A 20,535-nucleotide genomic window follows, 5' to 3' on the forward strand; every position below is an offset into this window, starting at 1 on the left:
GGCTCGGGCTCCGGTGAAAACGCGCGTGCTGCGGCCTCTGCTGCGTCGTCTACGGTGACCGGAGTATTCGACACGACTACGAAGCTAGTGCTGCGTCCCGCAGGTCGCAATCGGGTGAGATCAAAAGCGTCCGCGCACAATGACTTCCGCACCACCCGGCCGGCGGTACGCACGCACCTGAGACCACATCCGCTCCACGGCCTGCCTCAGTGTCTCATTGCCGGGCTCTGCACCGTCCGTGTGGGTACGCGGCGTGGCAGGGCGTCCCGTCGTGGCAACCGTGCTCGCCTGCTGATTTCGGAAGCCGTCCAAGAGCAGCAGCGCGGTGGTGCCGCTCAAGCTCCGTGCCTGTTGGTCCGCCCGGGCCGTGCTCGACGACAAGCCCACCAGCAAGAAGACCGCCAAAGTCAGGCTGACAAGGAGAGGACGCATCGCTGCCCTGTGATTGCAGGCGCCGTGCCACCTCACAGTGCGCGGATTTGCTCGCGATTTTCCGAGTCTGGGCGTAGCCCCGGGCCCACGCGTCGAGGGCAACGGACTACACCTGAGGGCGACAGGCAGCAGAGGGGGACGGTACCGCGCCGGACCAACAAAGGAAGCGAACTACTTGCCGCCGAGCTTGCCGGCGATGTCGGACCCCAGGTTGTCGAGCTCCGACGCGGTCTTCTTGGCGGCAGCGCCGCTGGTCTTCTTCTTGACCGGTGCTCCGCCGCCCGCGGGGGCCGCCGCCATCTTGGCCTTCTCTTCTTCTTCTGCGGCCTTGGCCTTGGCGGCTTCCTCTTCCTGCTTCTTCTTCTGTTCCTCGGCGGCCTTTACCTGCTCGAACTTCTCGAGGCTCTTGCGGGTGATCTCCAGGTGCAGCTTGCGCTCTTCCGGAGTCATCGTGTCCGTGGGGGCAGCGGCCGCCGCGGCCGCCGCTGCTTCCGCGTCCGCCTTCTTCTTCTTGCCGCCACTCATGGAGAACGCGGTGACACCCACCACGAGGGCCACGGCCCCGACGATGACGAGGATCGTCGTGGGCTTGGTCTTGTTCATCGGGATCCCATCGGGATCCTGTGCGGGTGCGTTCTTCCTCGGATCGTTCGCCATGCCTTCACCGTCGGGCTCATTTCGAGCCCTCGGGGCGTAAGCCTACGTCATCTGCTGGGCAAGTGCCCGTCCATTCCCGGTTGGGGCAAATTCAGCGCGATCAGGGCGTTCCGGTGCAGCTCGCCTGGTCCACGATGGGCTCCACGGCCACACAATGGCCGGCCGCACAGGAGAAGCTCAAGCACTCCGAGTCCTCCACGCAGGCGGCGCCGCCCACCTTGGCCTTGGTGCACTGCTTGGTGCTCTTGTTGCAGTAGAAGCCCAACCCGCACTCCAGGTTGATCGCCTTTTGGGCGTTGCACCCCTGGCCCTCGGCGGTGGCCGTCTTGCACTGACCAGCGTACGGCGGCGGCCCGACGAAGGAGACGTCACAGTACAGGCCGTTGTCGCAGAAAGCGCTCACGCCATCGCCTATCGCGCAGTTGGCACCCGGGCTCAGCACCGACGCCTTCTCGCATTTCTGGCTGGTCTCGCCGCAGCTGATGAAGGTGTTCGGCTCCGAGCTCGGCGCGCACTGCGAGTCCCGCGTGCAGCTGCCCCCGAGCGGCACCTTCCCCGAGAAGGTCTTGCAGACGTGGAGCGCCTTCACCAGCTCGATGTAGTCGTTCACACCAAGGCTGCACTTGCCGAAAGCCGTCTTGTAAGCCGCGAGGCACGCATCGATGTTGCTCGGGTCGAACGTCATCGTGTCGTTCTTCACCTCGGCCACGTCCAGCTGGCAGCCGCCAATCACGTACGCCTCGCACTGGGCTTGATTGAAGCCGAAGCCGCTCGATTGACAGCAGCTCTGCTCCGAAGCGCAGATCTTGGGCGCGACGGTCTGACACACGTTGTCCAGCGTGTAGCTGGTGCCCCCGGCTCCGGCGGCGCCTCCGGTCGAGCTGCCCGCCATACCGCCGCTGGAGCTCCCGGCCATGCCGCCGCTGGCACTGCCCGCCGCGCCACCGCTGCCCGCGGCCCCGCCGCTGGCGCTGCCGGCCGCGCCACCGCTCGAGCTCCCGGCGGCTCCGCCGCTGCCTCCGGATCCCGTGAGGCCGCTGTCGGAGTTGCCTCCGCAGGCGAGAGGCAAGGCGAGAAAGACGGCGGGCAGGAGCAGGGAGGGCTTGTTCATGGCGGGGGCCGTGAATACACGAATCGGGCCAACGCGATCTCCGCTGAATTCCTGGCGGAGATCGCGATGCGTCGCCAGCCGTTCACGGCGCCGGCGTGGCCCCGGGTTCGGGTCAGATGTTGTCCCACACGAAGCGTTCGTTCTCGAACGCGTGGTCCGCCACGCCCTTGATCAGCTCGTCGTCGTTGATGTCAATCAGGGCGAAGGCGTGCTTCACGCGGCGCTGAGCCTGGTTGGCGAACACCTTCAAGATGTCCACCTCCCGGGCGGCGCCTTCCATGCCCTTCTCCGCCAGCGCGGAGTTCACGCGGCTCAGGACGCAGGCCAGCACGAACAGGTCGATCATGATGTTGGCGAGACGGCGCGACGCCAGCTGCTTGCCGATGATGTTCTTGCCGTGTTTGCGCAAGATGCGGTCCACGGCGGCGGCCAGGTGTCGCGTGGCGTCTTCGAACACCGCGGCGGACTCCCGGAGCGCCGGGTCCACCAAGGAAAAGCGGCTCTTGGCCCGGGGGAAACCCGTGGCCAGGGTGGCGTGCTTGAGGGCGTACTGGCTGAGCACGCCAAAGCCCTTGATCGGGTCGTCGAAGATGCCACGCACGGTGGACGAAAGCTCCTTCAGCTGGCCGCCCACGTCGTTCATGGCGGTGAGCGCGATGAACAGTCGCAAGATCTCGTTGGTGCCCTCGAAGATGCGGTTGATGCGTGCGTCGCGCATCATGCGCTCGTAGGGGTACTCGCACATGTAGCCGTTGCCGCCGGCGATCTGTAGCGCCTCGTCCGTCGCGTGCCACAGCGCCTCGGAGGCGAACACCTTGCTGATGGCAGCCTCCACGGCGTAGTCCTCGTAGCCCTGGTCGATGAGCATGGCGACCATGTCCACCACGGCCTCCGTGGCGTAGCAGTCCACCACCATCTGCCCGACCTTCAGCTTGATCATGCCGTAGTCGCGGATGGGCTTGCCGAAGGTCTCCCGCTCGTTGGCGTACTTGGTGGAGAGCTCTATGAGCTTCTTCATGCCGCCGATGCTGCCGCCGCCGAGGCCCGTGCGGCCGTTGTTCAAGATCTGCATGGCGACCTTGAAGCCCTTGTTCACGGGACCGAGCATGTTGGCGTTCGGAACCCGGACGCCGTCCAAGTGCACCGTGGTGGTGGAGCTGGCGCGAATGCCCATCTTGTCCTCGTGGGGACCCACGCTCACGCCGGGCATGTCCTTGGTGACGATGAAGGCCGTGAGGTGAGTCTTGCCCTCTTCCTCTCCGGTGCGGGCGAACACCGTGAAGAAATCCGCCATGCCGCCGTTGGTGATCCACAGCTTGTTGCCGGTGATCACCCACTCGTCACCCTCTTTCACCGCACGGGTCTTGAGCGCTGCCGCGTCCGAGCCGGCACCGGGCTCCGTGAGGCAGAAGGCCGCCAGCATCTCTCCCGTGGCGAGCTTGGGCAGGTACTTCTGCTTTTGCTCGTCGGTCCCGAACAAGAGCAGACCGCGCATGCCGATGGAGCTGTGGGCGCCGATGGTCACCGCCACGGAAGCGTCGTACTTGGCGACCTCCTGCAGCGTGCGCGCGTAGGCCGTGCTCTTGAAGCCGAGCCCCCCGTACTCCTCGGGGATCACCAGGCCGAAGAGCCCGAACTGCTTGAGCTCCTCCACGAAGTCCTTGGGCATCTCGCCGGCGCGATCCCACTTGCGAAAATCTTCTTCACGGGGAGCGAGCAGCTGCTTCAGGGAGTCGATCACCCCGTGCAGCGTCTCCTTGTGCTCTTCCGGCACCCGCGGGAACGGGAAGATGACCTGCTCTTCGATCACGCCCATGCACAGGGAGCGCATGAAGCTGATGCTGGTGTCGACCATGGGACCTCCGATGGATGGCGAGGCAGCGCCGGCCGACGGTTCGGCCACGCGACCGAGCTTCTTTCCAGACCTGAGCTAACAGCCGCTCGCGGACGACGCAATCACTCTCGCGATGATATATCCCAAGCCCATGGCCCTCGGACCTCGTCACCTCGGAGTCGTGCTGCCGCTGCTGGTCATGGCTGCCGCGGGCTGCGACAAGAAGAGTGCTTCGACCCCGGCCGAGAGCGCGAGCGTCGCCGTGCCCCCGCCCACCGAAAGCGCTGCGGCGCCGGTGGCGAGTGCCCCAGCGGACGCGGGCGCTCCGGACGCCAGCAAGGAGAGCGCGTTCCCCCCCGCCAAGACCGAGGGCTGCCCGGACGGCATGATCCGAGTCGAAGGCGAGTATTGCCCCGTGGTGATCGAGAAGTGCGACGAGCACCATCCGGAATACGTCGCCCACAAGGGGGACAAGAACGTGAGCGAGCGCTGCCTGCACTACGAAAAGCCCTCGCGCTGCTTCGTGAAGGAACGCAAGCACCTCTCCTTCTGCATCGACCGCTTCGAGTACCCCAACGAGGTGGGCGAGCTGCCCCGCGTGCTCACCTCTTGGCTCCAGGCGCGAGACATGTGCGACAAGATCGGCAAGCGCCTGTGCACGGAGGACGAGTTCAACTTCGCGTGCGAAGGCCCGGAGATGTTGCCCCAGGTGAACGGGTACGATCGCGACCCGAAGGTGTGCAACATCGACAAGCCCTATCACCAGCCGGATCACTCTCGGCAGATGCTCACCTACGACAAGTGCATGGAAACGGATTGGTGCAAGGCGGAGATGGATCGCCTCGACCAGCGCCATCGCATCGGTGCCGTGAACACCTGCGTCTCCTGGGCCGGCGTGGTGGACATGAACGGCAACGTGAACGAGTGGGTGGAGCTGCCCGGCAAGAAGCACCCGAACCGCAGCGGCCTCAAGGGTGGCTGGTGGGGACCGGTGCGCAATCGCTGTCGGCCTACCGTCACCTTCCACAAGGAGTTCGACTACGGCTACGAAGCGGGCTTCCGCTGCTGCAAGGACGCCGCCGACGGAGGCTGACGTATTCCTTTGTTGGTGCGGCGCGATGCCCGTCGCGGACGCACGTCGCGCGCCGCCCTCGACACCCTCGCGCACCTGAGACACCATCGCCGGCATGCTCGCTGTGCTCGCTCGTCGCGCCCTGCTGCTCGCTGCCGTCGCCGTCGTGGGTTGCGCGAAGAGCGCGCCCGGTCCGGCGCCGGAAGCCGCGCCGCCCGCGCCGGCCTCGGCGCCCGCGCGCGGCCCCTGGCGCCCGCACCCGCGCCCGCCGCCGCGCCCGAAAGCGCTGCTGCCCTGGCGCGTCCGCGTCGGCCCCGACGGACCCCGACTCACCGACGGCACAGGAGCGCTGCAACGACGTGGATACCGGTGTCTGCGTCCCCCCAGATGCCGACGACTGCGACTGCATCAAGCAGTGCGCGAAGACGTGCGAAGGCTGCGCTCAGCGCTGCAAGACGACCTGCACCGAGTGCGCCAAGGGCTGCGAGCCGGATCACTGGGAGTGCGGCGACGCCTGCACCTCGCCGCAAATGACCTGCCCCGCGACCTGCATCCAGCCGCAAGCCGACTGCGTCATCCAGTGCGTCGAATCCGGCAAGTGCTGAACGCTTTTCCCTTCGCGCGATGGCTCAAGCTTCGGGCAGGCCGAACGTGCTGCGGAGCAGCTCTTGGTTCGCTGAGAGCTGCGCGATCTGGTACGCGAGCTTGGCCAGCGGAATCACGACCCGTTTGATTCCACCGTGCTCGCTCGTTCTCGAGATCGTGAGTGAGGTCATGAAAACGGTATCGAGTCCGTTGCGCTTCGCAAACTCGAGGCTCGGTGCCCAATCACTCTCCGAATTGCACGCGCGGTCCGACCACTTCACCTCTAGCGCCCACAGGGGCTCTTGCCGCGTCGGGTCTACACGAACGATGTCGACTTCTCCGTCCTTCCAACGCGCGAAGCATAGATCACTGAACAGCGGGGCGTGGAGATACTGAGTCACCAGGGCCGTCTCCGCGAGGGCGCCCAGCGCGTCTTCATCTTTGGTGACCGGGCCGAACAAGGCAGCGCGCATGGAGGGGTTGCACAAGTACACCTTGAAGTTGCGCTCACGCTTCAGCCGGCGCGCCGAGTCGTCGACGCGTCGCACTCGCACGATCAAGAACGCCGCCTCCAGGTACTCCAGGTAGCGCGCGATCGTTGCCTTGGCGATCCCAGCGTTCCCGGCCAGTGCCTCGAGACTGATGAGCTGCCCGGAGTTGTAGGCAAGGGTCGTGAAGAGGCGATTCAGCTCCGGGATGTTCGTGATTCCGTAGAGGGTCGGCAGGTCCTGCAACAGGACCTTCTGCACGATGTCGTTGCGGACGAAGCGTTCCATGTCGGAACGAATCGCAGCGTTTCGAACGACTTCCGGGTAACCGCCGAAGTTGACGTAGCTCACGAAGTGCTCGTTGAGCTGCGCGATGTTTCGCACCTGCGTCGGTACCGTCGCCGAGTCCAGCACTTCGCCCGTCGCCCCCGCAAAGTCCAAGAACTCCGCGAAGGTGAGTGGTGGAAGCTCGAAATCCGTGAACCGGCCCGCACCCGACTCCGCGCTCTTGCGCTTCAGGGCGGCGCCTGCGGAGCCGCTCGCGATGAACCGCGTGTTCGGATGGGTATCGACGAGGTCCTTGAGGTGCCGCTCCCAGTCCGGCAGATACTGTATCTCGTCGAACACGACGAGCCGGCGTGCACGCGGATCGTGAGGCGTGAGCTCTTCGAAGAGGCCGAGCAGATCCTCCAGCCGCAAACCCGAGTAGGTGGGGGCGTCCACGGACGCGTACAGCACCGGGCCCAAGTCGCCCTTTCGCATTCCGTCGTAGATGAGCTGGCGAAGCAGCGTGGTCTTGCCAACCCGCCGGGCACCCAGCAGAACTATCGCGCGCTGAACGGACTGTCGGACCAGCTCGCTGAGCGGCGCGAAGTACGCCCTCCGCGGCCACTCAGCCAGGGACTCTGGGGCCTCCGCGCTCTGCCACCAGGGGTTGTCGAGGGCCAGCCGTTGGGCAATGGCGTCACGGTCGATTTCCAGCACCCTCGCATTAGACCAACTGGACTTTGCTTAATGGAACACGCTTGAATTTCAGCAATATTATCAGACATTTACCGGATCGGGTTTGTCGCGTGGTTCCGCGGCGGACCGACAAGATCTCGCTAGCGGTGGCGGCCCTGGGCGATCCAGGTGGCGAGCAGCTGGATGTCCTCGCTGGGCAATGCCGGCATTCCGAGGGGCATGCCGCGCACGTCGGGATCGATGACGCCGGCTTCTTCCGCCTGGCGGGCGTAGAGGGCGGCGAGTAGGCGCGGCGTGCCGTCTTTGGTGTTGGAGAAGATGCTGTGGCGCTCGCCGTCTTCCCCGACCCAGCCGGAAGCGACGCCGGTGTAGGTGCTGAGATCCAGGTGGCGCGCGGGGAAGCCGAAGCCGCCGGTGCTGCCGGGACCGCCGTCGCCCCCGGCGATGTCCGGGTTGCCGTGACAGTGGCGGCAGGTCTTGCTGAGCACGCGCTCGTTCACCTCGTCGAAGGTCACGGGCCGGGTGAGCAGCGGCAGGCGCGCGGGCACGGCGCGCTTTTCGGGCGTGAGCTTGGCCGTGAGCAGGTAGGCGGCGATGTCCGCGGCTTCCGCCAGAGTGAGGTCGAAGCTCGGCATCAAGGTGTTCGGCTTCACGCTCTTCGGATTCATGAGCCAGCGCACGAGCTCCGGCGCGGCGATGCGCTCGCGCACGTGAGCGAGATCCGGCGCCAGCGCCACGGCGGGCTGCACCCGAGGGCCGACGGCGTTGGGCTGCATGGGCAGCGCCGGCGCGCCGCTCAGCGCGTGGCACATGCCGCAGCCCTTGGTTTCCAGCAGCTTGCGGCCATTTTCGGCGTTCGCCTTGGCGAGGTCCACGGCCGGTGCCGGCGCGGCGTCGCGCGCCAGATACGCCGCAATGTCCCGCGCGTCCGTGTCGCTCATCTTCATGCGCGGCATGCTGGGCGCGAGGTGCGGCCGCAAATCCGTGGGGTTCTGCAAGAACGCCGCGAGCCAACGCTCTTGAAAGCGCTTCCCCGCGGCATCCAGCGACGGCACGTCCATCACGTGCTGCACGTGCTTCTTCCACTTGGCCATCTTGTCCGGCGGTCCCTTGAACTTGCCGGCGTCGATGTCCACATGGCAGCCGAAGCACGCGAGCTCGATGGGCACGGCGGCGAGGCCCGTGCCCTCATGGCAGCGATTGCATTCGTAGGTCTTGACCAGCTCCTTGCCCCGCTCCGCGTTGCCGGAGACGTAAGGCTTCTCCTCCGGCGCGGGCTCGGCGTTTTCGGGCGCCGCGCTCGGAGCCGCCGTTCGCTCTCCACCGGACGGCTCCTTTTGGGAGCACGCCACGGTGAAGAGCGAAAGGAGGAGCGCGAGGACAGGGAGCGCGCGTTTCATGACTCAGCTATCGGCGCTGGTTCGGCACACGTTCTGAGAGGTGGCCATCGCTGCGCAGCGCTGGAGCGCCAGCTTCTGGCCCTTCGCGTCACCGGCCTTTTGCCGCAGATCCGCGAGCACGGCGTAGCCCTCCGGGGACGCGATCAAGTCCTTCTTGGCGAGCTTTTCCAAGATGCCCCGGGCCTCGGCCTTGTGCGAGTCCACCTTGGCCAGCGCTTCCGCCAGGTCCGTGCTGGCCGCCGGGTCGTCCTTCTTGGTCTGGGCCACGCTGCGGAGGGCCGTGATGGACCACTCGAGGTTCTTGGCGCGAGCGTCGGCGGTGCGACCGAGCCAGCTGCCCTGAGCGTAATCCGGAACCTGCGCGCCGACGTGCAGCGCACCGTTCTGACGCGCCGTGGCCACGGCGAGCACCCGCTGCGCCCGGGCCACCAGCGTGGAGCGCTCTGCCTTCAGACCCTTGATGTGCGGCATCACGCGAATGACGGTCGCCGCGGCGTCGAGCGTCTTGCCTTGTTCCAGTTGCTTCTCCGCCATGGCGATGCCCATCGGCCGATGATCGACCTCCATCACCGGGTACCACTCGCCACCACATGCACTCGCCTCTCCCGGCAGCGCGGCGAGCGCACCCAGGAGAGCAACACCAGCGACCAACCCACGACCCATGTTCGACTTGTTCATGTTCCCTGTCCTCCTCGACCTGTCTCCGACAACGCGAAGCCCCGGAAGTTCGTGACACCGCCGTCTCTCTTTTCGTTTCAGCAAGCTTTGGACCAAGGCAAAGTGAGCGGTTTATGCGTGTTTTTCCGGCCCACGCGTGGGCCGCCGCCCACGCCGCGTGTCGCTTCACGCGCGCTGGGAAGATGTCGGCATGCGCGGCCGTAACAGGCGCCCGCTCCGCCAGCTTGGACCCGGGTGGCCCGGCACAATTGGGTCGTGGTAAGAGCGCTGCCCATGCGTGCCCTGTTGTCCGTACCGCTGGCCCTGGCCGTCGCCTGCGGCGCTGCGCCGCCGGCCGAGCCCGAAGCGCCCACTCCCCCGCCGCCCACGGCGCCCCCGCCCCAGGTCTTCGCGCCGGACGCGGGCGCCACGCCGGAAGCGGACGCCGCTCCGCCCGCGGTGTCGAGCGCCGACGCCGGAAGCGACGCCGCCGAGGGGCCCAGCTCCTGCCCCGAAGGCATGATCCTGGTGGAAGGCGACTACTGCACCCGCGTCGAGCAGAAGTGCGACGCGAGCTGGTACGCGAAGTGGAACAAGAAGACGGTGTGCGAGAAGTTCGAGCCGCACAGCACCTGCATCGGCAAGCGTGTGAAGAAGCGCTTCTGCATCGACACCTACTCCTGGCCCAACAAGAAGGGCGAGCGGCCGGAGGTGATGAACAACTTCTACCAAGCGCAGGTCAAGTGCGCGACGGTCGGCAAGCGCATGTGCACGGAGTCGGAGTGGACCTTCGCCTGTGAGGGCCCCGAGATGAAGCCGTTCCCCTACGGCTACGAGCGGGACCCCAACAAGTGCAACGGCGACCGCCCCTGGGACCATCCGGACATGAAGAAGGTGGCCCAGCGCGACCCCAAGGAGCTGGCGCGCCTGTGGCAGGGCGAGCGCAGCGGCAGCCAAAAGGACTGCGTCAGCGATTTCGGCGTCCATGACTTGCCCGGTAACAACGACGAGGTCGTGGCCAACGAGCAGCCCACCAGCAACTGGAAGGGCAAGTACAGCAGCGTGCACACGGGCGGCCCCTGGTACGAGGGCGTCCGCAACCAGTGCCGCCCCAAGATCTACACCCACGACGAGGGCTTCTATTACTACTTCCTGGGCTTCCGCTGCTGCGCCGAGCCCGACGGCAAGGTCACCGATCCGCGCACGCCTCACGAGCGCGAGAAAAAGTGGGACTTCGATCGCGTCGAGCGGTTGGCTGGCTTCACTCGAGAAGAGATGAAGCAGAAGCTCGAGCTCAAGAAGGAAGGCAAGTGCAGCTGCGGCGCGAAGGACATCCGCTGCAAGACCATGTGCGGCACCACCCTGGGCCCCGACGCCAAAGAGCCGGATCCGAAGAACCGCATCCTGCACAAGAACGACTGACCCCGCCCCTTCCCCCGCATTTCATTGGTGTCGCTGCAGCGCGGTACCTCGCGCTCGCCCTGCGCGTCACCATCGCCGCACATCAGGCCCACGCGGACATGTGCCGCGTTCAAGTCCGATGCGGAGCTTCCCAGGACGGGGCTCGCGCCGGAGCTGAAGCGCCGAATCCATGGCGGCGACCGCTCTACGGCGTCCATCCCGGCAGCGCGGCGGCCTGACGGATCCAGCTCGTCACGAGCTTTTCGTCGAGCGCGTCGTCTTCGTGGACGTCCAGGTAGCGCACCTTCGCCTGGCTGGACTTTCCCGGAGGCAGCGGGCTGAGAGACGCTCCGTTGAAGAAAGTGACCTTCACGTACTTCGTGAAGCAGTGGAAGCTCAGGAACCACCCCTGCCCTTCGACGCCATAGAACGGTGAGTTCCACTTCACCGCCTTCTTCGCCTTGGGAACCGCTCGCGTGACGAGGCGATCGATGCGCTCGCCCACGCCGCGCTTCCAGCCGGGGATGGCGGCGATGTACGCGCGCACGGGGGCCGCGCCGTCACCCTTCGCAATCTGCGGATTGCCACCGGCCAGCAGCTTCGGCCTCGCCCCGCGCTTCGCCGCCGTCTTCTTGGACGCGGTCTTCTTGGACGCCGTCTTCTTCTTCGACTTGGTCGCCATGGCCATCACTCGGGGTGGTGCTCGCTGGTAGCGTAGTCGGAACTGGCGTTAGGGCCGAGCGCTGACCCGCGACGGCCGGCATCGCGGTTCCGCGGCGGACCGACAGAAACCAGAAGGGCTTCGATCTGCCGGGCCAGTACTGTTCGCCCAACGGCGAGAGCGTCGCGGCGTACCAGTCCATCGAAGGCTGTTTGCGCTCGAGCGGCTGCCCCACAGCTACTGGAGCTCACGCAACCGCGCTGCGACGCGGTGCGCCTCGCCTTCGAGACCGAGCGCGCAATGGCCGTCCACGAGCAAGAGCAAGGCAGGCCGGGCAGCGGAGAGGAGCGCGTTCGGATCGATGTCGGCGATGTCGACGGCTTGCCTCGCCACGGCGACGGCTCGGAGGGCGAAACCTGATCCAGGTAGTACGACGCAACCGTCTGGTAGACGCTGATCGCCTCGGCGTAGCGATGTTCGCGGACGAGGTCATCGCCGAATCGGAGTCGAGCGCGAGGGTCGAACGGCGGAGTGGACATGGCGGGCGACCGGTTCCTTCGTGGCGTCTGGGTTGGCGCGCTGTTCCACTACTGGCCGAGGGAGTCGGCACGGTCGAGCAGGTCGCGGGGCGTGCCGTAGATGTCGGCGTTGTCGCTGATGACCAGCGCGACTTCTTCGATGGGGACGGGCAGTTGCTGGACGCCGGTGAAAAACTGGTCGAGCTGGGGGCCGGACGCGGCCAAGGCCGGACTGCGACAGTAGACGATGAGCTGCCCAGCGTCGCACGGCGCGACCCGCCCATGCAGGAACCCTGCCGTAGTCGGGCTCGTCGTCCACGATGTGCTCGAAGCCCTTCGGCAGGTTGTTTGCGTGCGAGTCACGCGCGTCGGGGACTCGACCGTCCGAGACACGCCGGAACGACTCCGAACGCGCTGTTGCTGGAGACGCAAGAGAAGGTCACGAGTACGGGCGCGAGCGCGGGGCAGCTTGGAATCTTTCTGAGGCAAAGCGCGGTCGATCGGCTTCGGCTCGAGCTGGCCCGACCACTGGATACGGGGAGCCAGGAAGGCCGCGAGCACCAGCGTGCCCACGACCACCGCTGGGAGCGCGCCGAAACACGCCGCTCCGAGGGTTGCAGCGAGCGCGAGCACGACGTGGTGGGCGCGACGCGTGCACTGTGCCGCGTGAGAAAACTCGGTCAGCATCGAGCGTCGGGGCGGAGGCTGGCGATACGGACCGCGCACCGCGAGAAAATAGCACGCCGCCAGGAGTGATGATTCTCACGCAGAAATCGGGAGATCTGTCTTCAGGTGTGAAGGTTCTTCTGGCGAGCTTCTCGTCGCGCTCGGGTACGAAGCCACAATAGAACCGGTATCTGCGGCATGAGCAGGAAGAATGCGGCGTTGGCCAGGAGCAATGGGAGGGTCATTGCACCGACGAAGTCCATCCAAACGTCGCCGTGCTTCTCGAACGCCGCCGCGGGAAATGGGATGCCGACTATGCGAGTCGAGGCGTTCATCGAGTAGGTCGCTCCCGAGAGAATCGCAGCGCAGATTGCGCCTACCAGGATCGGGACGCGTTGGACTCGCCACCAGCGCAGGCTGGCTCGGTGGATGTGGAGCCGAACGGCACGCGCAGCAACGCCACCCGCCAGAATGCCGACGAGACCGAGAATGACGAGCGCGTTCGTCACCATGTCAGCTGGCTCTCATGGATCGCCTACGCCGGCTGCCCGCCGCACCGCCCTTCGGAGTGCCTCGGGAAAATGCTCACCAGAGTGATCATTCCGGAGACATGGTCGACCATGCCCTGCGAATGATCACGAATCTGAGCGAATAGTTGCCCTACATTGGGCGACGGACTCCGGCGCGGGGGCCGTCACCGGATCCGGCGCGGGCGCCGTCACTGACTCGGACGCAGAGCTCCCTTGCGGGTGCCGTCACCGGATCCGTTGCGGCCGCCGTCGCTGGCTCCGACGCAGAGCGTCGTCGCAGAGGACGCGGACGTGGGTGCGGCCGCAACGTTTGGGACGGACTTGGTGGCGTCCGGGACGGGATTCGCGCCGGACCAACACCCATGCGATGAGGGTGCGGGCGGGGCGTCGCTGTTCGCAAGGGGTGCGGGCGGGGCGTCGCTGTTCGAAGGGGTGCGGGCGGAAGCGTTACTGTTCGCAAGGGTTGGCTGGGGGCTTCTGGGGATCGCAGCCGGAGAGCTCGGGGTGGCTGCACTTGCCGCCTGCACAGAAGTTCTGCGCGGTGCCGGTGCGCAGGAACTGGTCCATTTGTTGGTCGGCTTCGGGGAGATCGCGGAGCTTGCCGTGGGGGTCGCCGCAGGCGTCGAAGGGCTTGTCGCACAGCCACATGGGGGGCAAGCCAAAGTCGTACTCCACGAAGGCCGAACCTTCGAAGGGACCCGCGGCGGCGTCGAGGCCCCAGACGTCGTTCAGGCCGCTGGTGAGGTGCTTGGCGCCGACGGCGCGCGCCATCACGTGGGCGCCCAGGTTCGTGACTTGGTGATCGCCCACGGCGGCGCGCATGAGCACGGTGTGGCTGGGCGTGCCGGGCAGCGGGTCGTTCTCGATGTACTTCGAGTAGCCGTCGGGCTCGGTGCGATCCCAGACCATCTGCACCAGATCCAGGAGCATTTGCTGATCGCGCGCGTCCGGAAAGCTGAAGCCCATGAACACGAAGAAGGGCGCGAAGTCCACGCTGCGGTTCAGGAGCAAGCCGTAGGGCTGGCCCATCACTCCGAGGACGCCACGCTGAACGTCCGTGGTGAGCGCCATGTACACGCCGCCGAAGATCCCGCCTTGGCTGATGCCGTGATAGTAGCGCTCGCTCGGATCGAGGTACTTGCCGAGGGTTGCGTCCTTCGAAAGTCCGTTCATGACCATGCGCATGGCCATGAGGTTGTTCAGCGTGCCCTGGTGCATGCGCTCGAACATGGGGGCGAGGTTCTCGAGCTTGCCGGAAGACAGTCCTTCGATGATGAAGCTGGAGTCGTCCTCGCTCATGCCGATGAGATCCACACCGAAGATGGCGTAGCCGTACTGGTCGCAGAAGTTGCGGAAGTTCCCGGCTTCGATCTGGGTGTGACTGCCGAGCAGACCGTGGGCGTACTGCAGGAGCTTGGCGGGCTTGTTCTTCGCGCTCTGGGGGATCAGGAGCTCGAAGGGCACCTCCAGGGTGGGCTGGCTCTCGTTTGGCGTGGGGCGACCGTTGGCGTCGAAGACGAGATGCCCGCCGGGCTTCGGATCCGTGAGGTAGAGCGGCACCGTGAAGTGGCCGGTGACCCGGTAGAGGATGTGATCCGTGTTCCAGTCGTCCTCCACTTTGTCGATCACGTAGGCTGGACCGGTGTCCCCGGCGGCAGCCAGCGAGTCGTCACGCATGGCGAGCAGCCAACCCGTGGTGTTCTCGCGGCTCGCCGTGGTGAAATCCCAGGCCAACTGAAGGTCCGCGCGCTGGATCCCCGCCTTCTCGAGGTGCGAGAAGATGTCGGCGTACAGCCCGCGGCGCTCCGCCACGCTCGGCTCGTCGGAGCTCTGGTCGTCGCGCAGGGCGAGGAACGCCGGGCTGGGCGCGAGGGGGCCGTTTTCAGTCTGGAGACGCCGGAGCGCGACGATGTAGCGGTGGGCGTCCTTCAGGCGCACGTGAGGGCGAAGGATCAGGCTGCGTTGGGTGTCGTCGTCTCGACTGCGATCGATCTCGGCGAAGTGCGCGACGCGCTCTCCCGTTTCCGCGTCCAGGATCACCGTGGGGCAGTCGTCCGCGAGGGAGGCGTCCGGCTCGAGCGGCCCGGGGAGGCCGGTGTCCACGAGGTCCGGGAAGTGAACGAGCATCGCGCTGCCCGGGGAGAAGCCATCCCGCGTGTTGAACGGATCCGGCGCCGAGTGGTTTCCGTTTTGTGCAATGGGCAAGGTGTTGCTCGACAGCTCCACTCGCCTCCCCGTCTTGCTGGTTTCGTCGGCGCGGGTAAAGACGTTGTTGGGAAACGGGAAGCCGCAGTAGTTCGGATCCAATGGATCGCACTCCAGCGTGGGGTAGGAGAGCGCGGGCGGCGTGGACGCCGGCTTGCCCGTCTCGTCGTCTCCGCAGCCGGTCACGGCGAGGATCACGATCGTTGCCGCCACCTTGCCCAAGAGCTCATCCCAATGCACGTCGACCTCCGCTCCGCGGGCCACTCTGCTAGCGTTCCACCATGAATCGTCGCGAAGGCCCGTTTCGCGTCGCCATTGTCACGACTGGCGGCACCATCGACAAGACCTACGACGAGACGGACGGCTCATTGCGCAACACCCGCTCCGTGCTGGACGCGATCCTTTCGCGGCTACGCCTACCCGAGGTGACCGTCACCCACATTGCCCCCATGAGCAAAGACTCGCTGGAGATGACGGCCGAGGACCGGGAGAGGATCGCCGCAGTGGTCGAAAGCGCAGCGCAGGACCACGACGCGGTGGTGGTGATCCACGGCACGGACACCCTGAGCGAGACTGGGGAGCTGTTGGTGACCGCCCTTGAGAGGCTCACCATGCCGGTGGTGCTCACCGGGGCGATGCGCCCCTACGAGTTCCGCGACACGGACGCGACCCAGAACGTGACGGAAGCTCTGTTGGCGGCGCGACTCCTGCCGCCAGGGGTGTACGTGGTGATGCACGGACACGCGCTGGCTTTCCCCGGCGTGGCCAAGAGCCGCGAGCGGCGTACCTTCGTGCGGCGCTGAGTCAGATCCCGGAAGGGATGTCGGAGGGCGGCGCCTTGGGCGCGGGGGCCGCAGGCTTGTCTTCGGTGGCGGTGGGGAGCGCCTTGCCTTTGACCGTGGGCGCGGGCTTGGCCGGCGGAGCTTCGCTGCTCTGTTCCGGCTCTGCCGTGTCTTCTGCAGAAGTGTCGTCCGTTTCCGCAGCCGGCTCGGATCCTTCTTCGAAACCGAGCTCCTTGGCGGTGCGCTCCTTGCCCGGTGCGGCCAAGCCCGAGCCCGGGATCGGCGCCAAGCGAATCAGGAGCTTCTCCTTGTTGCCATCGACCTTGATCTTCCGCGGCCAGTACCCCGCGCGGCGAACGGAGATTTTCAGTGGCTCGTTCTCGGGGACATCCAGCGTGATGGGCATGGTGCCCAGGTCCTTCTTGCCCTGGAACACGTGAGCATCTATCGGCGACAGGACCAGAGCGACAGCACGCGTCTTCTGCTCCTGGCCCTCGTCTTTGGAGCCGAAGAAGTCCGTGAACACCAGCGGCCGGCCCACCCGAACCGCCAGCGGCAACGTGGACACACGGGACTGCAACAGCGTATAGCCGGCCACCGCACCGCCAGCGAGGACCAACAGCAAGAGCACCCACAGCCAGCGGCGTCGCCCGTGAGCGCGGCGCCACTCCTTCTCGATCTCTGCGTCCCGCACGGCGGCGTCGATGTCCAGCGCCAGGCGCGACGATGGCGGACTCTCCACCAGGGGGATCGGGATCTCGGAGATCGGCGCCGGTGCGGCGAGCTCCGCACCTTCGTGGGAGGGCGGCGCGACGCTGATGGGCACGTCGATTTCGTCGCTGCCTTCGCCTCTACCGATCGCCTCGAGGGCCGTGGCGACGTCACTCATGCTCTGGTAGCGGAAGTCGGGGTCTTTCTCGAGACAGCGGAGGATCACGCTCTCGAGGCCGGCGGGCATGACCGGGGGGCGATCGATGCTGCTCGGGGGAGCAGGCGCATCGTGCAGGTGCTGCGAAAGGATGGTCAGTGGGTTCTCGGCGTCGAAGGGAACACTCCCGGTGACCAGCTCGTACAGGATGACGCCGAGGGAGTAGATGTCGGTGCGCGCGTCCACGGCGGCGCCGCGGCACTGCTCCGGAGCCATGTAGTGGGGCGTGCCGAAGATGGCACCGGCGCGCGTGATCTTGTTCTGCAGCCCCGCCACCTTGGCGATGCCAAAGTCCACGATCTTGACGAAGTCCTGGCCGTCTTTGTCGACGACGAAGACGTTGTCCGGCTTCAAATCGCGATGGACGATCTTGGACTCGTGGGCGGCGGCGAGGCCCTCGGCCATCTGCCGGCCGATCTCCACCACGCGGCTGGCGGGCACGGTGCCGTCGTGCTCCAGCAGATCCGCAAGCGTCGGACCGTCCAGGTACTCCATCGCGAAGTAGGTGGAGCCATCCGGCAGCTCGCCGAAATCGAAGACGTCCACGATGTGAGCGTTGCCGATGTTGCTGGCTGCCTTGGCCTCCGTGGCGAACCGCTCGGTGACCTCGTGGTTCTTCGCCAGATCCGAGCGCAAGATCTTCACGGCCACGGTCTTCTCGAACACGCGGCGGCGGCACTTGTAGACGACCCCCATGCCGCCCTCGCCGAGCACGCTCTGCACGACGTAGCGGCCGTCTATCGTGCAGCCGATGTACTTGTCGGCTTCCTTGCCGGGCAAGGGCACGGAAAGCAGCGGAATGATGTCGCTGGTGGGCTCCCGATCGTCACGCCGAGCGGCTTTCATGCGCTCGTGGGTGGAGCTGGTCACGATGGAGTCCTCCAGCAGGGTCTCGGGCTCCAGAGCAGCGTTGCTCTGGCGGCCGGGCGCAGGCTGGGGCGGCTCGACAGGCCGTGGCCGCCTCGAAGACGGCACCGCCCGCGGTTTTCGCGGCGGTTTGGGGGGCGGACCAGGGCGGTTCACGACAAACCCGAATACTATCACCGGGCCGAGGGGCCCCGCCAAGAGCGGCGCTGCTACTGCGTTCCGCCGGCCTTTTCTTGGCTCCAAGGAAAGGCAATGGTGTCACAGGCACCGGTGAAGGTCTGTGTCGTACCATCTGCGCCATCGGGGAGCGCCTCCGACACCCGGGACTCGAAGGCGATGTCGGACTCGGCGAAGCCGAGGGCCTCGCACATCTCCTGGTCGCCGAAGCCCCAGCCCACGCTCACGTCCCGCTGATTCTCGAACTCGCAGCCGAAGGCCAGCCCCGTGGAGCCACTCAGGTCGATGGGCGGATCGTAGCGACGTCCTCGCGCCTCACCGTTGAAGCCGTGTACGTCGATGATGGTCTGGCCGTCGCTCGGCCCACCCACGATGTCGAGGAAGAAGCGGCTCCCCATCGCATGGGTGTGCGGCAACACGTAGTACACCTTGGCGTTTATCGGTGCCTTGGTGATGCTCTGGTACTGCGAGGCCAGCTCGCACTCGCCGGAGAAGCGGCTGGTGGCGTGCGGCGGGATGTCCAGGCCGTCGTAGGAGACGTGGAACGGAGCGAGCTTCACCGTCACGTCGGCTGGGTCGATGGCGTACAGCGTCATCTTGATGTGGCCGGTGATGGGGGCATTGGTGGTGTTCAGCACGTGAACGTCACTGATGATGCGGGAGTGCGGCGGGATGCGCACCACGACCCCATCCGGGAACTTCTGCACTTCGCGCTGGGCCTGCGTGGATTGGGCATAGATGACGCCACCGGCGAGCGCCCCCTTGAGCTGGTCGTAGCTCCGGTCCTTGCACTTCCACAGACCGTCGGGGCCATCGAACTGATCGTCCGGAACGAAGGTCCAGTTGGAGTGGTGGGAGGCCTCGTCTTGCAGCAGCTCCACGGCGTTGACCCACAGCTCCGTGTCGTTGTTCAGCGTCCAGCTGCGACACTCACCGAGGATCTCCTCCCCTGCCTGCGTGGAGTGGTCCGGAAAGTCGTGACTGATGGCGGTGCCGACGATGGGCGAGCACTGTCCGTCGTTCTTGGCGTACTGGCCCTCGGCGCAGGGCTCGCAGTGAGCCCCGGAGGCGTCCGCCACGCACTGCTGCTGGTTTTCCACGCAGCTCGCTACGAGGTCCGCACAGGCGGCAGCGTTCTGGTTCTTGCTGGGCTCCTCTGGAGAGCTCTCCCCACAGCCGACGAGGAGCAGAAGGCAGACCACGACCCACGACCCGAGGCGCACGCTCATTGCGCCAGCATAGCGGGTCGTGCGAGGGCGAGCTACTCCGCGAACTCGCGCAGGCTCAACATGTCGCGCAATGCCTCTAGCCGCGCCAGCGCCTTCAGCTCGAGCTGGCGAATGCGCTCCCGAGTGAGGTTCATGATCACGCCAACGTCCTCCAGCGTGATGCCGCCCATGTCCGCCACGTCCAGGGCGCAGGAGACTTCCAGCTCCCACACTTCCAGATCGGGGAAGTTGAGCTTGATAGCGCCCGTCTTCGGCGACACGTCGAGATAGAGGTGGTGACGACAAGCCACGTGGGGGCAGGGCCTGGGACCGTCCACGCACTCCTCGCGAGACCTCGGCAAGTCCGGAACCTGGTCACGGTTCTTGCGGCGTAGGGCCTCGAGCTCCCGGCGGGTGGTGCGCTGGACGCTGATGGTGCGGGCTCGCACCGCGCGCTTGCGCCGAGACCGCCGCTGCTCGCGGGAAAGCCCCTCTCTGGATGGAATGCTGGAAACTGCCAACTGATCGTTTGCCACGGGCCCCTCCGTACGACCACTGAATGCCTGAACATGGAGGGAATGGAAATACCCTCCGTGCACTCGAGGTCAGAATGGAAAGACATGGACGCACATGGACCTACAGTCCGTGTGCGCGCGGCCGAGGCTTGGACTCCCAGTCGAAACGCGCAGGCTCGGGGCAGTGCACGAGTAAGATCGTCCGCTGGCGCGGCGTCGGGTTCTCATAGGTGTGACGCTCGCCATCCGTGGTGCGGCACACGCTGCCCACGGTGAGCTGCTCGCCGTCGCAGCTGAGCCCGTCCGATAGAGCCATGGCGGCACCCACGGCCCGAGGCCTCACGGACAGCGGCGCTTGGCGCCCCGCGGCGAGATTGAGGCGATAGATCCCGGCCTCCCGCGTTTCGTTGATCACGTCTACGGTCCCGAAGGGCGCCTGCTTCTGGGCCACCTCCACGAAGCCGGCCTTGCGCTCCACCGTCAGCGACGGCACCGCCCGGCCCCCCAGGGCGTCGGGCTTGGTGAGCTTGAGGCGCACGGCGCGGACCTGCGCGCGGCGCTCACCCGGCGCCGGGGGGCTCAGCAGATACGCGCACAGCGCGTGGGCGGCCGTTTCCAGGAGCCGAAACCTGCAGCTCTGCAGCAGGAACACCAACTGACTGGCGAGGCCATCGTAGTCTATGGAGTAGGAGAGCTTTTCACTGCGGGCAGCGGCTTCGGTGTCCACCGACAGCTCCACGTCGATGCACAACGGCTGAGGCGTGCCGCGCTCGTGGGGATACACGCCCACCACGCACTCGGTCTCGAGGCCATGAATGGCAATGACGTCGCGAGCCGGTTCCACCGCGGCGCATCCTTTCACGAGAGCACAGCACGGG

Annotated in this window: 20 protein-coding genes; 5 read left to right on the forward strand and 15 right to left on the reverse strand. The window is 66.4% G+C overall.

What is annotated here, in order from left to right; all coding sequences use genetic code 11:
• Positions 1–120 precede the first annotated feature (120 nt).
• The 4 genes from H6717_15630 to H6717_15645 form a co-directional block, all read right to left on the reverse strand.
• Positions 121–432, reverse strand: coding sequence for a hypothetical protein (locus H6717_15630; GenBank protein ID MCB9578455.1), 312 nt, complete (start codon positions 430–432; stop codon positions 121–123).
• Between the two features lie 171 nt (positions 433–603).
• The gene (locus H6717_15635; GenBank protein MCB9578456.1) at positions 604–1,089 is read right to left on the reverse strand and encodes a hypothetical protein; all 486 of its coding nucleotides are present in this window, start codon (positions 1,087–1,089) and stop codon (positions 604–606) included.
• A 100-nt stretch (positions 1,090–1,189) separates the two neighbouring features.
• A complete protein-coding gene (locus tag H6717_15640; protein ID MCB9578457.1) occupies positions 1,190–2,200 on the reverse strand; it encodes a hypothetical protein in 1,011 nt (336 codons plus the stop codon).
• A 112-nt stretch (positions 2,201–2,312) separates the two neighbouring features.
• Positions 2,313–4,055 carry an acyl-CoA dehydrogenase family protein gene (locus H6717_15645; GenBank protein MCB9578458.1) on the reverse strand — a complete coding sequence of 581 codons (1,743 nt, stop codon included), beginning with the start codon at positions 4,053–4,055 and terminating at the stop codon, positions 2,313–2,315.
• Between the two features lie 130 nt (positions 4,056–4,185).
• Here H6717_15645 and H6717_15650 point away from each other — a divergent pair, with 130 nt between their 5' ends.
• Both H6717_15650 and H6717_15655 read left to right on the forward strand, forming a co-directional pair.
• On the forward strand, positions 4,186–5,127 hold the full coding sequence (locus H6717_15650; protein MCB9578459.1) for an SUMF1/EgtB/PvdO family nonheme iron enzyme: 942 nt from the start codon (positions 4,186–4,188) through the stop codon (positions 5,125–5,127).
• A 338-nt stretch (positions 5,128–5,465) separates the two neighbouring features.
• Positions 5,466–5,711, forward strand: coding sequence for a hypothetical protein (locus H6717_15655; GenBank protein MCB9578460.1), 246 nt, complete (start codon positions 5,466–5,468; stop codon positions 5,709–5,711).
• A 24-nt stretch (positions 5,712–5,735) separates the two neighbouring features.
• On the opposite strand, the gene H6717_15660 is transcribed toward H6717_15655, so the two are convergent.
• From H6717_15660 to H6717_15670, 3 genes are all read right to left on the reverse strand, one after another.
• A complete protein-coding gene (locus H6717_15660) occupies positions 5,736–7,163 on the reverse strand; it encodes an ATP-binding protein (protein ID MCB9578461.1) in 1,428 nt (475 codons plus the stop codon).
• Between the two features lie 119 nt (positions 7,164–7,282).
• Entirely contained in the window at positions 7,283–8,542 is a 1,260-nt protein-coding gene (locus H6717_15665; protein ID MCB9578462.1) for a c-type cytochrome, read from the reverse strand.
• Positions 8,543–8,545: 3 nt separating this feature from the next.
• Positions 8,546–9,220, reverse strand: a complete 675-nt coding sequence (locus H6717_15670) for a hypothetical protein (protein MCB9578463.1) — start codon at positions 9,218–9,220, stop codon at positions 8,546–8,548.
• A 273-nt stretch (positions 9,221–9,493) separates the two neighbouring features.
• Between H6717_15670 and H6717_15675 the strand changes: the two genes are divergently transcribed.
• Positions 9,494–10,621, forward strand: a complete 1,128-nt coding sequence (locus H6717_15675; protein MCB9578464.1) for an SUMF1/EgtB/PvdO family nonheme iron enzyme — start codon at positions 9,494–9,496, stop codon at positions 10,619–10,621.
• Positions 10,622–10,805: 184 nt separating this feature from the next.
• On the opposite strand, the gene H6717_15680 is transcribed toward H6717_15675, so the two are convergent.
• The 3 genes from H6717_15680 to H6717_15690 form a co-directional block, all read right to left on the reverse strand.
• A complete protein-coding gene (locus H6717_15680) occupies positions 10,806–11,282 on the reverse strand; it encodes a DUF1801 domain-containing protein (GenBank protein MCB9578465.1) in 477 nt (158 codons plus the stop codon).
• Positions 11,283–11,498: 216 nt separating this feature from the next.
• The gene (locus H6717_15685) at positions 11,499–11,654 is read right to left on the reverse strand and encodes a hypothetical protein (protein ID MCB9578466.1); all 156 of its coding nucleotides are present in this window, start codon (positions 11,652–11,654) and stop codon (positions 11,499–11,501) included.
• 194 nt (positions 11,655–11,848) lie between these two features.
• Positions 11,849–12,004, reverse strand: coding sequence for a hypothetical protein (locus H6717_15690; GenBank protein ID MCB9578467.1), 156 nt, complete (start codon positions 12,002–12,004; stop codon positions 11,849–11,851).
• Between the two features lie 866 nt (positions 12,005–12,870).
• Between H6717_15690 and H6717_15695 the strand changes: the two genes are divergently transcribed.
• Positions 12,871–13,080 carry a hypothetical protein gene (locus H6717_15695; protein MCB9578468.1) on the forward strand — a complete coding sequence of 70 codons (210 nt, stop codon included), beginning with the start codon at positions 12,871–12,873 and terminating at the stop codon, positions 13,078–13,080.
• Between the two features lie 342 nt (positions 13,081–13,422).
• On the opposite strand, the gene H6717_15700 is transcribed toward H6717_15695, so the two are convergent.
• Complete coding sequence (locus H6717_15700) at positions 13,423–15,444, reverse strand: hypothetical protein (GenBank protein ID MCB9578469.1); 2,022 nt, start codon at positions 15,442–15,444, stop codon at positions 13,423–13,425.
• A 17-nt stretch (positions 15,445–15,461) separates the two neighbouring features.
• On the opposite strand from H6717_15700, the gene H6717_15705 reads away from it, so the two are divergent.
• On the forward strand, positions 15,462–15,983 hold the full coding sequence (locus H6717_15705; protein ID MCB9578470.1) for an asparaginase: 522 nt from the start codon (positions 15,462–15,464) through the stop codon (positions 15,981–15,983).
• Between the two features lies 1 nt (position 15,984).
• Here the strand turns inward: H6717_15705 and H6717_15710 are convergent, their stop codons facing one another.
• The 4 genes from H6717_15710 to H6717_15725 all read right to left on the reverse strand — a co-directional run bounded on the left by H6717_15710 (position 15,985) and on the right by H6717_15725 (position 20,501).
• Positions 15,985–17,760 carry a serine/threonine protein kinase gene (locus tag H6717_15710; GenBank protein MCB9578471.1) on the reverse strand — a complete coding sequence of 592 codons (1,776 nt, stop codon included), beginning with the start codon at positions 17,758–17,760 and terminating at the stop codon, positions 15,985–15,987.
• A gap of 206 nt (positions 17,761–17,966) precedes the next feature.
• On the reverse strand, positions 17,967–19,163 hold the full coding sequence (locus H6717_15715) for a hypothetical protein (protein ID MCB9578472.1): 1,197 nt from the start codon (positions 19,161–19,163) through the stop codon (positions 17,967–17,969).
• Between the two features lie 32 nt (positions 19,164–19,195).
• The gene (locus H6717_15720; protein MCB9578473.1) at positions 19,196–19,678 is read right to left on the reverse strand and encodes a DNA-binding protein; all 483 of its coding nucleotides are present in this window, start codon (positions 19,676–19,678) and stop codon (positions 19,196–19,198) included.
• Positions 19,679–19,778: 100 nt separating this feature from the next.
• Complete coding sequence (locus H6717_15725) at positions 19,779–20,501, reverse strand: dihydroneopterin aldolase (protein MCB9578474.1); 723 nt, start codon at positions 20,499–20,501, stop codon at positions 19,779–19,781.
• Between the last annotated feature and the right edge of the window lie 34 nt (positions 20,502–20,535).

It is taken from the genome of Polyangiaceae bacterium, from assembly GCA_020633235.1.
Lineage (GTDB): Bacteria > Myxococcota_A > Polyangia > Polyangiales > Polyangiaceae > JACKEA01.

Coding starts and splice junctions, on each gene's coding strand:
- H6717_15630 (MCB9578455.1), bottom strand. CDS start 432: ATGCGTCCTCTCCTTGTCAGCCTGACTTTGGCGGTCTTCTTGCTGGTG.
- H6717_15635 (MCB9578456.1), bottom strand. CDS start 1,089: ATGGCGAACGATCCGAGGAAGAACGCACCCGCACAGGATCCCGATGGG.
- H6717_15640 (MCB9578457.1), bottom strand. CDS start 2,200: ATGAACAAGCCCTCCCTGCTCCTGCCCGCCGTCTTTCTCGCCTTGCCT.
- H6717_15645 (MCB9578458.1), bottom strand. CDS start 4,055: ATGGTCGACACCAGCATCAGCTTCATGCGCTCCCTGTGCATGGGCGTG.
- H6717_15650 (MCB9578459.1), top strand. CDS start 4,186: ATGGCCCTCGGACCTCGTCACCTCGGAGTCGTGCTGCCGCTGCTGGTC.
- H6717_15665 (MCB9578462.1), bottom strand. CDS start 8,542: ATGAAACGCGCGCTCCCTGTCCTCGCGCTCCTCCTTTCGCTCTTCACC.
- H6717_15670 (MCB9578463.1), bottom strand. CDS start 9,220: ATGAACAAGTCGAACATGGGTCGTGGGTTGGTCGCTGGTGTTGCTCTC.
- H6717_15675 (MCB9578464.1), top strand. CDS start 9,494: ATGCGTGCCCTGTTGTCCGTACCGCTGGCCCTGGCCGTCGCCTGCGGC.
- H6717_15680 (MCB9578465.1), bottom strand. CDS start 11,282: ATGGCGACCAAGTCGAAGAAGAAGACGGCGTCCAAGAAGACCGCGTCC.
- H6717_15705 (MCB9578470.1), top strand. CDS start 15,462: ATGAATCGTCGCGAAGGCCCGTTTCGCGTCGCCATTGTCACGACTGGC.
- H6717_15715 (MCB9578472.1), bottom strand. CDS start 19,163: ATGAGCGTGCGCCTCGGGTCGTGGGTCGTGGTCTGCCTTCTGCTCCTC.